Genomic DNA, 14,156 nt, shown 5'->3' with positions numbered 1-14,156 from the left:
TTCTTAGTCTTCGTCGCCGTAGGAGTCATCCTGGTCGGCGGTATCATTCTCATTGATGGCCACGGACAGATCGTCGTCGTCGCTGGTCTCCTTCATGGTAAAGCCAGCCTGGGCGAAATCACTCTCGCTGCCGTAATCCTGGTAGCGGTCGTAATCCTCCTTGAAGCGGCCGGGCTGATAGGTATCCTCGTCCTCGTCCTTGAGCTCGATCTGGTTGCCGTTCTCGTCCAGCACCTGGATGTCCAGACACAGAGCCTGCAGCTCCTTGACCAGAACCTTGAAGGACTCGGGCACGCCGGGCTTGGGCACGTTGAAGCCCTTGACGATGGACTCGTAGGTGCGCACACGACCGGTGACGTCGTCGGACTTGACGGTGAGGATCTCCTGGAGGGTGTAGGCAGCGCCGTAAGCCTCCAGAGCCCAAACTTCCATTTCGCCGAAGCGCTGGCCGCCGAACTGGGCCTTGCCGCCCAAGGGCTGCTGGGTGACCAGGGAGTAGGGGCCGGTGGAACGGGCGTGGATCTTATCGTCCACCAGGTGGTGGAGCTTGAGGAAGTACACGTAGCCCACGGTGACGGGGTTGTCAAACCGCTCGCCGGTACGACCGTCGTACAGCCAGCTCTTGCCGTCGCGGCGCAAACCGGCCAGCTCCAGGGTGTCGGCGATGTCCTTCTCGTCGGCGCCGTTGAAGATGGGGGTGGCCACCTTCCAGCCCAGAGCCTGGGCCGCGTAGCCCAAGTGGACCTCCAGCACCTGACCGATGTTCATACGGGAAGGCACGCCCAGGGGGTTCAGAACGATGTCCAGGGGGGTGCCGTCGGGCAGGAAGGGCATATCCTCCTGGGGCAGAATGCGGGAGACAACACCCTTGTTACCGTGACGACCGGCCATCTTATCGCCCACGCTGATCTTACGCTTCTGGGCGATGTAGACGCGCACCACCTGGTTGACGCCGGGAGCCAGCTCGGCGCCCTCCTCGCGGGTGAACACCTTCACGTCCACGATGATGCCGCACTCGCCGTGGGGCACCTTCAGGGAGGTGTCGCGGGTCTCGTGGGCCTTCTCACCGAAGATGGCGCGGAGCAGACGCTCCTCGGCGGTCATCTCGGTCTCGCCCTTGGGGGTGACCTTACCAACCAGGTAGTCGCCGGCACGTACCTCGGCGCCCACGCGGATGATGCCGCGCTCGTCCAGGTCCTTCAGGGCGTCCTCACCCACGTTGGTGATGTCACGGGTGATTTCCTCGGGGCCCAGCTTGGTGTCACGGGCCTCGGTCTCATATTCCTCAATGTGGATGGAGGTGAACACGTCCTCCTTCACCATGCGCTCGTTGAGCAGAATGGCGTCCTCGTAGTTGTAACCTTCCCAGGTCATAAAGCCCATGAGAATGTTCTTGCCCAGAGCGATCTCACCGTCACAGGTGGAGGGACCGTCGGCCAGGGTGTCCCGGGCCTTCACCCGGTCGCCCACGGAGACGATGGGACGCTGGTTGATGCAGGTACCGTGGTTGGAGCGCAGGAACTTGGTCAGCTTGTAGGTCTTCTCCTCGCCGCCGTCGTAGCGCACGGAAATGGCGGTGGCGTCCACCTTGGTGACCACACCGTCGCCCTCGGCCAGCACAACCACCTCGGAGTCCTGGCAGTTCTTGTACTCCTGACCAGTGGCCACGATGGGGGCCTGGGTGGTGAGCAGAGGCACGGCCTGACGCTGCATGTTAGCGCCCATCAGAGCACGGTTGGCGTCGTCGTTTTGCAGGAAGGGGATCATGGCGGTGGCCACGGACACCATCATCTTGGGGGACACGTCCACGTAGTCCACCTGGTTGAAGTCCACCTCGATGATCTCGTTGCGGTGACGGCAGGCCACACGGCGGTGGGTGAAGGTGCCGTCCTCCGCCACGGGCTCGGTGGCCTGAGCCACGTTGAACTCGTCCTCCACGTCGGCGGTCATGTACTCCACCTGGTCGGTGACCCGGGCGGCGACACACTTGCCGTTCTCGTCGTAAATCTTCTCCACCTTGCGGTAGGGGGCCTCAATGAAGCCGTAGCGGTTGATGCGGGCATAGGAGGCCAGGTAGGAAATCAGACCGATGTTGGGACCTTCGGGAGTCTCGATGGGGCACAGACGGCCATAGTGGCTGTAGTGAACGTCTCGGACGTCGAAGGAGGCGCGGTCACGGCTCAGACCGCCGGGGCCCAGAGCGGACAGACGGCGCTTATGGGTCAGCTCAGCCAGGGGGTTGGTCTGGTCCATGAACTGGGACAGGGGGCTGGAACCGAAGAACTCCTTGATGGCGGCGGTGACGGGGCGGATGTTGATCAGGGACTGGGGGGTGACAATGTCCAGGTCCTGGATGGTCATACGCTCCCGGATGACCCGCTCCATGCGGGTGAAGCCGATGCGGAACTGGTTTTGCAGCAGCTCGCCCACGCAGCGCAGACGGCGGTTGCCCAGGTGGTCGATGTCGTCGGGGGTACCCACGCCAAAGGCCAGACAGTTGAGGTAGTTGATGGTGGCCATCATGTCATCCACAATGATGTGGTTGGGGATGAGGTCGGTCATGCGCTCCCGGATGAGGTCGGCAAAGTCCTCCTGAGAGAGGCCCTCGGCGTCCCGCTTTTCCAGCAGCTCCTTCAAGACCACAAAGCGCACCTTCTCGGTCACGCCCACGGTCTCGGGGTCGAAGTCCACGAAGTCGGCCATGTTGACCATGCCATTGGAGAACACCTTGACGATGTGGGTGCCGGTGTGCAGGTCCTCCACCTCCACAAAGGCCTCGTTGACGCCCAGGCGGTCTAGCTCCATGGCCCGCTCACGGGTGAGCACCTCGCCAGCCTCGGCCACGATCTCACCGGTGGAGGGGTCAGCCACGGGGGCAGCCAGCTTCTGACCGGACAGACGGGTCCACATGGTCAGCTTCTTGTTGAACTTGTAGCGGCCCACGGCGGACAGGTCATAGCGGCGGGGATCGAAGAACAGAGCGTTGAGCAGGCTCTCGGCAGAGTCCACCGTGGGGGGCTCGCCGGGACGCATCTTGCGGTAGATCTCCAGCAGGGCCTCCTCATAGGTCTTGCAGGAATCCTTCTCCAGGGTGGCCAGAATGCGGGGGTCCTCACCGAACATGTCCAGAATCTCGGCGTCGGTCTTGGGGCCCACGGCACGGATGAGGCAAGTGATGGGCAGCTTGCGGTTTTTGTCGATGCGCACATAGAACACATCGGACAGGTCGGTCTCATACTCCAGCCAGGCGCCGCGATAGGGAATCACGGTGGAGGCGTAGGTGATGTTGTCGGCCTTGTCGGCGTTGCGGGCGTAGTACACGCCGGGGGAACGCACGATCTGGGAGACGATGACGCGCTCAGCGCCGTTGATGACGAAGGTGCCGGCGTCGGTCATCAGGGGGAAATCGCCCATGAAGATCTCCTGCTCCTTGATCTCGCCAGTCTCCTTGTTGCGCAGGCGCACCTGCACCTTAATGGGGGCGGCGTAGGTGGCGTCCTGGGCTTTGCACTCTTCAATGGTGTACTTGGGGGGATCGTCCATGGAGAAGCCGATAAAGCTCAGCTCCAGGTTCCCGGCATAGTCGGTGATGGCTTCCACATCGTTGAACACTTCCTGCAGCCCGGTCTCAAAGAACCACTTGTAGGAAGACTTCTGGATCTCCAGCAGGTAGGGCATCTCCAGAATTTCCTCGCTGCGGGCGAAGCTCTTGCGCAAGGTCTTGCCGTAATAGACGTCTTTGACCGCTCTTGCCATTTGCTGATCACGCTCCACTTCGTAAGAATTTTGCAGGTGGCGCAGGCGCGCACACCCGGGGTTGTTGTCACTTTCAGAAAATTTCCTCTTGCATTTCCTGGTATGGTCTGCTATACTGTGCTTAGCCTGGGGGAGTATTCCCCTGCTTTTTGACCATATGTTAAAAGCAATTTATGATACCATAGCTTTTGTCCCCTGTCAAGGTTGTTCTTGATTGCGGGGCATATTTTTTTGATTTTCCAGGCTTCTCCCCTGTTTTTGCAAAATTGTGCTACCATTTCCCCAGGCCTTATGGTATGATATAGGGCACTATGCCTAGAAAACTTTCACGATAAGCGAAGGAGTCCGATATGATTACTGTTTCTGACCTGTCCCTGAGCTACCAGGGCGCCCCCCTGTTCTCCCATGTGGACCTGCAGTTCACCCGGGGCAACTGCTACGGCATCATCGGCGCCAACGGCGCTGGCAAATCCACCTTTTTGAAAATTCTCTCCGGCCAGCTGGAGCCCACCAGCGGCTCGGTGTCCATCCTGCCCAAGGTGCGCATGTCGGTGCTCAAGCAGGACCAGAACGCCTATGACGCCTATACCGTGCTGGACACCGTCATCATGGGCAATCAGACCCTGTACGAGATCGGCCGGGAGATGAACGCCCTGTACGAGAAAGAGGACTTCACCGACGAGGACGGCCTGCGGGCTGCCGACCTCCAGGCGGAGTACGCCGAGATGGGCGGCTACGAGGCCGAGTCCGACGCCAGCCGCATTCTCCAGGGTCTGGGCATCGGGGTGGACCTGCACTATAACAACATGGAGACCCTGGACGCCCGTCTGAAGGTGAAGGTGCTGCTGGCTCAGGCTCTGTTCGGCGCCCCCGACATCCTGCTGCTGGACGAGCCCACCAACAACCTGGACATTGCCGCCGTGGAGTGGCTCAACGACTTTTTGCTGGACTACGACGGCACCGTCATCGTGGTCAGCCACGACCGTCACTTCCTCAACACCGTGTGCACCCACATCGTGGACATCGACTACAACCAGATCAAGATGTACGTGGGCAACTACGACTTCTGGTACGAGTCCTCCCAGCTGGTGCAAAACCTCATCAAGCAGCAGAACAAGCGCAACGAGGACAAGATCAAGGAATTGCAGGAGTTTATCTCCCGGTTCTCCGCCAACAAGTCCAAGTCCAAGCAGGCCACTGCTCGCCGCAAACTGCTGGACAAGCTCACCGTGCAGGAGCTGCCCGCCTCCTCCCGCCGCTATCCCTGGGTGGGCTTCTCCCCTGACCGAGAAGTGGGCAAGGACATCCTCTTTGTCACCGACGTGTCCAAGACCGTGGATGGGGTAAAGGTGCTGGACAAAGTGTCCTTCATCGTGGGCCACGGGGACAAAATCGCCTTTGTGGGTGACAACGAAAACGCCCACACCGCCCTGTTCAAGATCCTCACCGGCGAGTGGGAGCCCGACGAGGGCACCGTGAAGTGGGGCCAGACCGCCACCTTCTCCTACTTCCCCAAGGACAACTCTCCCTTCTTCAACGACTGTGACCTGAACATTCTGGACTGGATGCGCCAGTTCTCCGAGGACCAGCACGAGAGCTACCTTCGGGGCTTCCTGGGCCGGATGCTCTTCTCCGGGGATGACATCTTCAAGCCTGTGAAGGTGCTCTCCGGTGGCGAAAAGGTGCGGTGCATGCTCTCCCGCATGATGCTGTCCGGGGCCAATGTTCTGCTGCTGGACCAGCCCACCAACCACCTGGACCTGGAGTCCATCGCCGCTTTGAACAACGGCCTGGAGGCGGTGAAGTGCAACGTGCTGGTGTCCTCCCACGACCACCAGCTGGTGCAGACCGTGGCCAACCGCATCTTCGACTTCACCCCCGACGGCAAACTCATCGACAAGCGCATGAGCTATGAGGACTATCTGGAGGCTCAGCTGCACCATGACTGATGGGGTGTACCTGACCCTGGTATGGCTGGGGGTGCTCTCCGCCTTCACCCTGCTCCTCTTTGGCTGGGATAAACTTATGGCCAAGCTGGGGCGGCGGCGGATTCCCGAGGCATCCCTCCTCCTGGCCTGTCTGGCCGGTGGGGCCGTGGGCGGCTTTGTGGGGATGCATCTCTTTCACCACAAAATCCGCAAACCCAAGTTTTATGTGACAGTTCCCCTGCTGGTTGTCCTGGATGCGGCGATTTTTGTGGCCGTTCTGATTCGATCTTGACAAAAGGCCTTTCTGCCCAGAAAAAAGTGGCAGAAAGGCCTTTTTCGACAATTTATATGGTTGACAAGCGGGAAACAAAGAGTTACAATAGTTACAAATTGGTTACAATACATCTTCTGCGTATTTTCTAAGGAGGCTATCATGGCTGACAAGAGCAACACACTCATGTATAAAGGACATCCCCTGCGCCGTAAGGACAACCTGGTTTACTACGGCTCCATGGCGGATAAGTATATTGTAATGATTCAAATCATGAGCTCCACCAAATCCGGCGATCTGGAAATTGCCGATAAGGTCCACCTGGAGCTCCAACTCACCGATCCCGATCTGAAGAGCCGGGACCGCGTGGTGAAGAAGTCGGACCTTCCTGATCTGTTCTCCGCCATCGACATGGGCTCCATCTGGCTGATGCGTGCCCTGTCGGGGAAATAAATAAGAAAGTAGGAGGCTTGCTCCCATGCACGAAAAGAGAAGACTGGTCAAGGTCGCCGCCATCACCGGCCTTGCACTGGTCATGACCACTGGCATCGCCCTGGCTTCCATTGGCAAGGGCACCGTGACGGCAGACGCCCTGCGCCTGCGCAGCCAGGCCAACACCAACTCCAGCATCATCACCTTGGCTCCCCGCAACAGCGTGGTCACCCTGCTGGAAGAGCTGGACGGCTGGTACAAGGTCTCTTATGGCGATCAGGTGGGTTACATGTCCGCCGATTGGCTGAACGTGAGCCAGACCGGCAGCGAAGCCGTGGAGGGCAAGGGCACCGTGACCGCCGACGCGCTGAATGTGCGTTCCGGCGCTGGCACCGTGTACAACCGCCTGGGCCTTTTGTACAAGGGCACCTCTGTGATGATTCTGGAGGACTGCGGCAACGGTTGGTATAAGGTTTCCGGCGGCGGCTGCACCGGCTATGTGTCCGCGGAGTGGGTGAAGGTGTCCGACAGCAACGGCTCCGGCAGCTCCACCGCCACCCCCATTGGCACCGGCACCGTCAACACCGCCTGCCTCAACGTCCGCTCTGGCGCTGGCACCAACTACTCCCGTGTGGGCTATCTGTACAACGGCAACTCCGTGTCCATCCTCAAGGACTGCGGCAACGGCTGGTATGAGATCTCCTACGGCAGCGGCAGCGCCTATGTGTGCGCCGATTACATCAGCCGAGGGGACAGCTCCAACAGCGGTTCCAACAACGGCAGTTCTTCCGAGACCAAGACCACTGGCTACGTCACCGCCGACGCGCTGAATGTGCGCTCCGGCGCTGGCACCAACTACTCCCGCCTGGGGCTTCTGTACACCGGCAACTCCGTGACCATCCTGGGGGATGAGGTCAACGGCTGGTACAAGATTTCCTACAAAAACGGCGTGGGCTATGTCTCCGCTGAGTACATCTCCACCAGCGGCAACAACGGTGGCAGCAACAACTCCGGCAGCTCTTCCACCTCTTCTCTGGGTGAGAAGGCTGTGGCCCTGGCCAAGCAGCAGCTGGGCAAGCCCTATGTGTACGGCGCTGCCGGCCCCAACAGCTTTGACTGTTCCGGCCTGTTCTACTACATCTTCAACCAGCTGGGTGTCAACATCGCCCGCGGCTCTTCCAGCCAGTACTACAACAGCGGCACGTTTGTTTCTGTGGACGACATGCAGCCCGGTGACTTGGTGTTCCTCTTTGATCCCAAGTATGACTACTCCGGCGGCACTCTGCCCACCACCCACGTGCTGATGTATATTGGCGACAACACCGTGCTCCACGCCTCTACCACCAGCAACACCGTGCGCACCGACACTCTGTTCGGCAGCTACTACGGCAACTACGTGGTGGCGGTCAAGCGCATGGGCTGACGCTTCACGAAAATGCGAGCATTTTCATGAGAGAGTTGCAGTCCGCTGCATCGCACTCGCTTGCGCTCGCACGTTTGCGGCCTGAGAAGTGTATTTTCCTATGCACATGTCCTGGGAAAATACGAAATCTCAATTCATTCCGTCACCTGCGGGCGACGGAACTCTGCGAGGCTTTTTACACAAAAAGCGTTTTCAAGTTATTTCCCGTGGCAATCCATTTCCTGGGTCGCCACGGGAATTTTCTTGATTGCTCTTTACATCCTGTCCCATTTGGGGTACAATACTTTCATCCGATGAATCGGACGTATAGATTTTTATCGGGGGTGCTCCCAATGAATGATATGGATTATACACGCAAGTTCAGCGTCAATATGAACAAGGATGATGAGATTCGCTCCATCCTCAGCTCGGTCTATGCCTCTTTGCAGGAGAAGGGCTACAATCCCATCAACCAGATCGTAGGTTACATCCTCAGCGAGGATCCCACCTACATCACCAACCACAACAACGCCCGCTCCCTCATCCGCAAGCTGGATCGGGATGAGCTGTTGCAGAACATGCTCAAAGATTACCTGGATCTCTGATCCTAGAACAAACCAAAGCCGATGCAGACACTTGGTCTGCATCGGCTTCTTTGTTTGGCTCCCCTGGGTCAGGGGAGCCAATTTCACTTCATCAGTAAGTACATAACCGCCTTCTGGGCGTGGAGCCGGTTCTCCGCCTCCTCGAAGATCTCGTCGGCGTGGGCCTCGAACACCTCAGCGGTGATCTCCTCCCCCCGGTGGGCGGGCAGGCAGTGCTGCACCATACACCCGGGCTTAGCCAGAGACAAGAGCTTGTCGTCAATGCAGTACCCGGCAAAGGCCTTGGCGCGCTCGGCGCGCTCCTCCTCCTGGCCCATGGAAGCCCACACGTCAGTGATGACCACGTCGGCGTCCACCACCGCGTCCTCCGGCTTGCGGCACAGCTGGAACTTGGGCCCTTCCACCGAGGCAGCGAAGTCCAGCACCTGGGGATCAGGATCATACCCCTGGGGGCAGGCCACAGACACATCCATGCCGCACTTCAGGCCGCCCACGATGAGGGAGTTTGCCATGTTGTTGCCGTCCCCGATGAAGGCCATTTTCAGCCCCTCCAGCCGGGTCATCTTCTCCCGGATGGTCATCAGGTCGGCCAGCACCTGGCAGGGGTGGGCAAAGTCGGTGAGGCCGTTGATGACGGGGATGGAGGCGCACTTGGCCAGGGTCTCCACCTCATCCTGGGAATAGGTTCGAATCATGATGCCGTCGCAGTAGCGGGAGAGCACCCGGGCAGTGTCCTCGATGGGCTCCCCACGGCCAATCTGGCTCTCCTTGCCGGAGAGGAACAGGGCGTGGCCACCCAGCTGATACATGCCCACCTCAAAGGAGACACGGGTGCGGGTGGAGTTCTTCTCAAAAATCATGGCCAGGGTCTTGCCCCGCAGCGCATCGTGGGGAATGCCATGCTTCTGGCTGTACTTCATCTGGTCCGCGGTGTCCAGAATTTCCTTGATGTCCTCCCCGCTCAAATCCAACAGCTTGAGTAAATCCTTTTTCATTCTTCGAACCTCCCTGGGAACTTGTTTTCTTACACCCGAGACAGCACGTCCCGGAACACGCTCAGGCCCTTGTCCATCTCCTCCCGGGTGATGGTCAGAGGGGGCAGGAACCGAAGACCTGTCCCGGCGGTGAGGGTCAGCAGACCTCCCACGTTGAGCTTGGCACACAGCTCTTTGTTGCTGTACCCTTCTGCCACATCAATGCCAATCATCAGGCCCAGACCGCGGGTCTTACCCAGGCAGGGCAGGTTCATGTCCTCAATGGTCTGGCGGATGTAGGCGCCCTTCTCCTTGGCCTGGGCTATGGTCTCGTCGTCCAGCACCTCCAGCACGGCGCAGCCGGCGGCAGCGCTCACCGGGTTGCCGCCGAAGGTGGAGCCGTGGGTGCCAGGGCCCAGGATATTGCGGCACTTTTCATTGACCAGGAAGCCGCCCATGGGCAGGCCACCGGCGATGCCTTTGGCAAAGGAACAGGCGTCGGGCTGAATGCCGTACTGCTGGAAGGCAAAGAGGGTGCCGGTGCGACCAATGCCCGTCTGCACCTCATCCACCAGCAGCAGCCAGTCCCGCTTCTCACACAGCTGAGCCAGCTGCTGGACAAACTCCTTGTCCATGGGCAGCACGCCGCCCTCGCCCTGCACCAGCTCCAGCAGCACCGCGCACACGTCGTGGCCCGCCACCTCCTGGATGGCCTCCATGGTGGGGTCGGCGCTGCGGAATCCTTCCGTGAAGGGGAAGAAATACTGGTGGAATACCTCCTGGCCGTTGGCGGCCAGAGTGGTGATGGTACGGCCGTGGAAGGAGCGGTTGAGGGTAATGACGGTGCCTCTCCCCTTGCCGTACTTGTCAAAGGAATATTTACGGGCCAGCTTGATTAGCCCCTCGTTGGCCTCAGCACCCGAGTTGCCAAAGAAGGCCGCGGACATGCCGGACCGGGTGCACAGCTTTTCCGCCAACTGGGCGTAGGGCTGGGTGTAGTACAAGTTGGAGGCGTGGCCCAGCTTGGCCGCCTGCATGGTCACCGCTGCCAGCCACTTGGGGTGGGCAGTGCCCAGAGACAGAACGCCGATGCCAGAGGCGAAGTCGATGTACTCCTTTCCCTCCAGGTCGTACATGGTAGCGCCCAGGCCGTGATCCAGGGCAATGGGGTTGCGGCCATAGGTCTGAATCAGATATTGATGGTCCAAATCCATCAGTTGTTGCGTATTCATAGGTTCCTCCTTATCGCACCAGCATGGTGCCCGCTCCGTCGTCGGAGAGCAATTCGATCAAAATGGAATGGGGAATCCGCCCGTCCAGAATGACGGTGGAGTGCACCCCAGAGCGCACCGCCTCCACCGAGCAGTCGATTTTGGGGATCATGCCGCCGCTGATGATGCCGTCCTTGATGAGGCCGGGAATCTCGGACACGGGCACCGAGTGGATGAGGGTGCTCTCGTCCTTGGGGTCCCGCAACAGGCCACGCACGTCGGTGAGCAGCACCAGCTTCTCCGCCCCCAGGGCCACCGCCAGCTTGGCCGCAGCGGTATCGGCGTTGATGTTGTAGGAGGTGTCGGCATCGGTGCCCAGGGCCACGGTGGACACCACGGGGATGTACCCCATGGACAGAGCGTCCTGTATCACCTTGGGGTTGACGTGGGTGATCTCCCCCACCAGGCCGTATTTTTCGTCCAGCTGCACGGCCTGGAACAGGTCGGCGTCCATGCCGCACAAGCCCAGAGCCTGGCCACCCATGCGGTTGAGGGTGGCCACCAGGTCCTTGTTCACCTTGCCGCACAGCACCTGCTGCACCACGTCCATGGTCTCTTCGTCGGTGTAGCGCAGACCGTCCACAAACTTGCCCTCTTTGCCCAGACGTTTCAGCATCTGGTTGATCTCCGGGCCGCCCCCGTGGACCACCACCACGTGGATGCCCACCAGGGACAGGAGGATGATGTCGGAAATGACGGCACAGCGCAGCTCCTGGGAGATCATCGCGTTGCCGCCGTACTTGACCACAATGGTCTTTCCGCTGTATTTCTGAATGTAAGGCAGAGCCTCCGCCAGCACTTGGGCCCGGTCTGCCAGTGAATAAGCCATGTTCAGCACCTTCGATTTCTTAGGAGCGATAGTCTCCGTTGATTTTTACATACTCATAGGTCAGATCGCAGCCCCAGCAGGTGGCCTGGTCGTCCCCCTCGTGGAGGTTCACCCCGATGACCACCTCGTCCTGGCTCAAAATCTTCTTGGCCAGGTCCTCGTCAAAGTCCACCCCGGCGCCATGCTGGCACACCAGGATGTCCCCCTGGATGGAGGAGAAGGTCACGTCCACATACTCGGGGCGGAAGGGGGCCTTGGAGTAGCCCATGGCGCACAGCACACGGCCCCAGTTGGCGTCCGCGCCAAACATAGCGGCCTTCACCAGAGAGGAACCCACCACCGCCTTGGCCAAACGCTCGGCGGTCTCCTCACTGCGTGCTCCAGTCACGGTGCAGGTAATGAGGCGGCTGGCGCCCTCGCCGTCAGCGGCAATGGAACGGGCCATGGTCTCGCACACCTGGTGCAGAGCCTTGTAGAACACGGTGAAGTCGTCATCCTTCCACTCGATCTGGGGGTTGCCTGCCATGCCGTTGGCCAGCACCACGCACATGTCGTTGGTGGAGGTGTCCCCGTCCACGGTGACCCGGTTGAAGGTGCGGGGCACGATGTCATGGAGGGCATCGGCCAGCATCTCCGAGGTGATGGCGCAGTCGGTGGTGATGAAGCACAGCATGGTGCCCATGTTGGGGTGAATCATGCCGGAGCCCTTGGCGATGGCCCCGATGGTCACGGGCTTTCCGCCAATGGTAACAGTGAGGGCGATCTCCTTTTTCACCGTATCGGTGGTCATAATGGCGTGGGCGGCGGCGTCCGAGCCCTCATAGGACAGCTCCCCGGCCACCTGGGGCATCCCCTTTTCAATGGCGGCAATGTTCAGGGTCTGGCCAATGACGCCGGTGGAGGCCACCACAAAGTCCTCGGCCTGAAGTCCAGTGGCCTGAGCGGCCAGCTCACACATCTTCTCGGCGTTTTCGTGGCTGAGAGGGGCACAGGCGTTGGCATTGCCGCTGTTGGCCACAATGCCCCGGCACACTCCGTCCTCCAGGTGCCCCATGGTCACATACAGGGGAGCGGCCTTCACCCGGTTGAGGGTGTAGGTGGCGGCAGCGGTGCACTCGCAGTCGGACACGATCATGGCCAGATCGGGCTTGCCACGGGTACCGGGCACACCGGCGTGGCTGGCCTTGACGCCGCAGTATACCCCTGCGGCACGGAATCCTTTGGGGGCGGTGACACCGCCGGAAATCGTTTTCATATCCATTCTCCTTTATTTGCTGCGCTGGGCCACAAACTTCTCCATGGCCTCGATCTGTTCCTTCACCGACTGCTCGGAGGGGCCACCGTACACGGTGCGGCCGTTGACACAGGTTTTCAGCTGGAGGGCTTCGTACACATCCTCGTCAAACAGGGAGCAGATGGCCCGGAAGTCCTTCAAAGGCAGGGTGTCCAGGCTCTCCCCGGACTTGATGCAGATGTTCACCAGACGACCCACGATCATGTAGGCCTCCCGGAAGGGCATGCCCTTTTTCACCAGGTAGTCGGCGCAGTCGGTGGCGTTGATGAAGCCGCCGGAGGCCGCACGTGCCATGTTCTTGGGCCGCACGGACAGGGTGTCCAGCATGGCGGCAAACACAGGCACGCACAGCTCCACGGTGTCGATGGCGTCAAACACCGGCTCTTTGTCCTCCTGCATGTCCTTGTTGTAGGCCAGGGGTAGGCCCTTCATGACAGTGAGCAGGGTGATGAGGGAGCCGTACACCCGGCCCGTCTTACCACGCACCAACTCGGCCACGTCGGGGTTTTTCTTCTGGGGCATGATGGAGGAGCCGGTGGAATAGGCGTCGTCCAGGTCCACGAACTTAAACTCCCAGGAGCACCACAGGATGATCTCCTCGGAGAACCGGGACAGGTGCATCATCAAAATGGACAGAGCGGACAGCAGTTCAATGGCGTAGTCCCGGTCGGACACGGCGTCCATGGAGTTGTCACAGGGCTTGGCAAAGCCCAGGGCGGCAGCTGTCTGGAACCGGTCCACAGGATAGGTAGAAGTGGCCAAAGCGCCGGCGCCCAAGGGGCACTCGTCCATGCGCTCCAGGCAGTCCTCCAGACGGGTCACGTCCCGGCGCAGCATGTTGGCGTAGGCCATCATGTAGTGGCCAAAGGTGGTGGGTTGGGCCCGCTGCAAGTGGGTGTAGCCGGGCATAACGGTATGTAAATTGGCCTTGGCCTTTTGGATGAGTACCTTCTGCAGATCCACAATCATGTCAATGATGGTGGGAATCTGCTCCTTCACATAGAGGCGGAAGTCGGTGGCCACCTGGTCGTTACGGCTGCGCCCGGTGTGCAGACGCTTGCCCGTCTGACCGATACGCTGGGTGAGAAGGGCCTCGATGTTCATGTGGATGTCCTCGTTGTCCAGAGAGAACTCCACCTTCTCCTCCTCGATGTCCTCCAAAATGGCTTTCAGACCTTCCACGATTTTCTCCGCCTCGTGCTCCTCAATGATGCCCTGTTTGCCCAGCATGGTGGCGTGGGCAATGGAGCCCCGGATATCCTGCTCATAGAGGCGGGCGTCAAAGGTGATGGAGGAGTTAAAATCGTTGACCTGTGTATCCGTTTCCTTTTGGAACCGGCCTGCCCATAATTTCATATGCAATCACTGCCTTTTATAAAAAGATAGTCCAAGCG

General features: G+C 59.9%; 11 protein-coding genes. 5 read left to right on the top strand and 6 right to left on the bottom strand.

Annotated elements, in window-relative coordinates; genetic code table 11:
• Positions 1–3: 3 nt before the first annotated feature.
• Complete coding sequence (gene rpoB, locus B5G37_RS03285; RefSeq protein WP_087253842.1) at positions 4–3,756, bottom strand: DNA-directed RNA polymerase subunit beta; 3,753 nt, start codon at positions 3,754–3,756, stop codon at positions 4–6.
• A 350-nt stretch (positions 3,757–4,106) separates the two neighbouring features.
• Here rpoB and B5G37_RS03280 point away from each other — a divergent pair, with 350 nt between their 5' ends.
• The 5 genes from B5G37_RS03280 to B5G37_RS03260 all read left to right on the top strand — a co-directional run bounded on the left by B5G37_RS03280 (position 4,107) and on the right by B5G37_RS03260 (position 8,394).
• On the top strand, positions 4,107–5,705 hold the full coding sequence (locus tag B5G37_RS03280) for an ATP-binding cassette domain-containing protein (protein ID WP_087253839.1): 1,599 nt from the start codon (positions 4,107–4,109) through the stop codon (positions 5,703–5,705).
• Complete coding sequence (locus B5G37_RS03275; RefSeq protein WP_087253836.1) at positions 5,698–5,976, top strand: DUF1294 domain-containing protein; 279 nt, start codon at positions 5,698–5,700, stop codon at positions 5,974–5,976. The genes B5G37_RS03280 and B5G37_RS03275 overlap by 8 nt, the downstream gene beginning before the upstream one ends.
• A gap of 141 nt (positions 5,977–6,117) precedes the next feature.
• Positions 6,118–6,408: a hypothetical protein gene (locus tag B5G37_RS03270; protein WP_087253833.1), complete on the top strand. Its 291-nt coding sequence runs from the start codon at positions 6,118–6,120 to the stop codon at positions 6,406–6,408.
• A 25-nt stretch (positions 6,409–6,433) separates the two neighbouring features.
• Positions 6,434–7,810 carry an SH3 domain-containing protein gene (locus B5G37_RS03265; protein ID WP_087253830.1) on the top strand — a complete coding sequence of 459 codons (1,377 nt, stop codon included), beginning with the start codon at positions 6,434–6,436 and terminating at the stop codon, positions 7,808–7,810.
• 332 nt (positions 7,811–8,142) lie between these two features.
• Positions 8,143–8,394, top strand: coding sequence for an IreB family regulatory phosphoprotein (locus B5G37_RS03260; RefSeq protein ID WP_087253827.1), 252 nt, complete (start codon positions 8,143–8,145; stop codon positions 8,392–8,394).
• An 83-nt stretch (positions 8,395–8,477) separates the two neighbouring features.
• On the opposite strand, the gene argF is transcribed toward B5G37_RS03260, so the two are convergent.
• Genes argF through argH form a run of 5 tightly spaced genes read right to left on the bottom strand, consistent with a single transcriptional unit; the run spans position 8,478 to position 14,118 of the window.
• Complete coding sequence (argF, locus tag B5G37_RS03255; protein ID WP_087253824.1) at positions 8,478–9,389, bottom strand: ornithine carbamoyltransferase; 912 nt, start codon at positions 9,387–9,389, stop codon at positions 8,478–8,480.
• Between the two features lie 29 nt (positions 9,390–9,418).
• On the bottom strand, positions 9,419–10,600 hold the full coding sequence (locus B5G37_RS03250) for an acetylornithine/succinylornithine family transaminase (RefSeq protein ID WP_087253820.1): 1,182 nt from the start codon (positions 10,598–10,600) through the stop codon (positions 9,419–9,421).
• Positions 10,601–10,610: 10 nt separating this feature from the next.
• On the bottom strand, positions 10,611–11,468 hold the full coding sequence (gene argB / locus B5G37_RS03245; protein ID WP_087253818.1) for an acetylglutamate kinase: 858 nt from the start codon (positions 11,466–11,468) through the stop codon (positions 10,611–10,613).
• A gap of 19 nt (positions 11,469–11,487) precedes the next feature.
• A complete protein-coding gene (gene argJ, locus B5G37_RS03240; RefSeq protein WP_087253816.1) occupies positions 11,488–12,723 on the bottom strand; it encodes a bifunctional glutamate N-acetyltransferase/amino-acid acetyltransferase ArgJ in 1,236 nt (411 codons plus the stop codon).
• Positions 12,724–12,735: 12 nt separating this feature from the next.
• Positions 12,736–14,118, bottom strand: coding sequence for an argininosuccinate lyase (gene argH / locus B5G37_RS03235; protein ID WP_087253813.1), 1,383 nt, complete (start codon positions 14,116–14,118; stop codon positions 12,736–12,738).
• Between the last annotated feature and the right edge of the window lie 38 nt (positions 14,119–14,156).

It is taken from the genome of Pseudoflavonifractor sp. An85, from assembly GCF_002161235.1.
Lineage (GTDB): Bacteria > Bacillota > Clostridia > Oscillospirales > Oscillospiraceae > Enterenecus.
The sequence above is the reverse complement of the archived record's forward strand: the minus strand, read 5'-3'. Positions and strand labels throughout refer to the sequence as shown.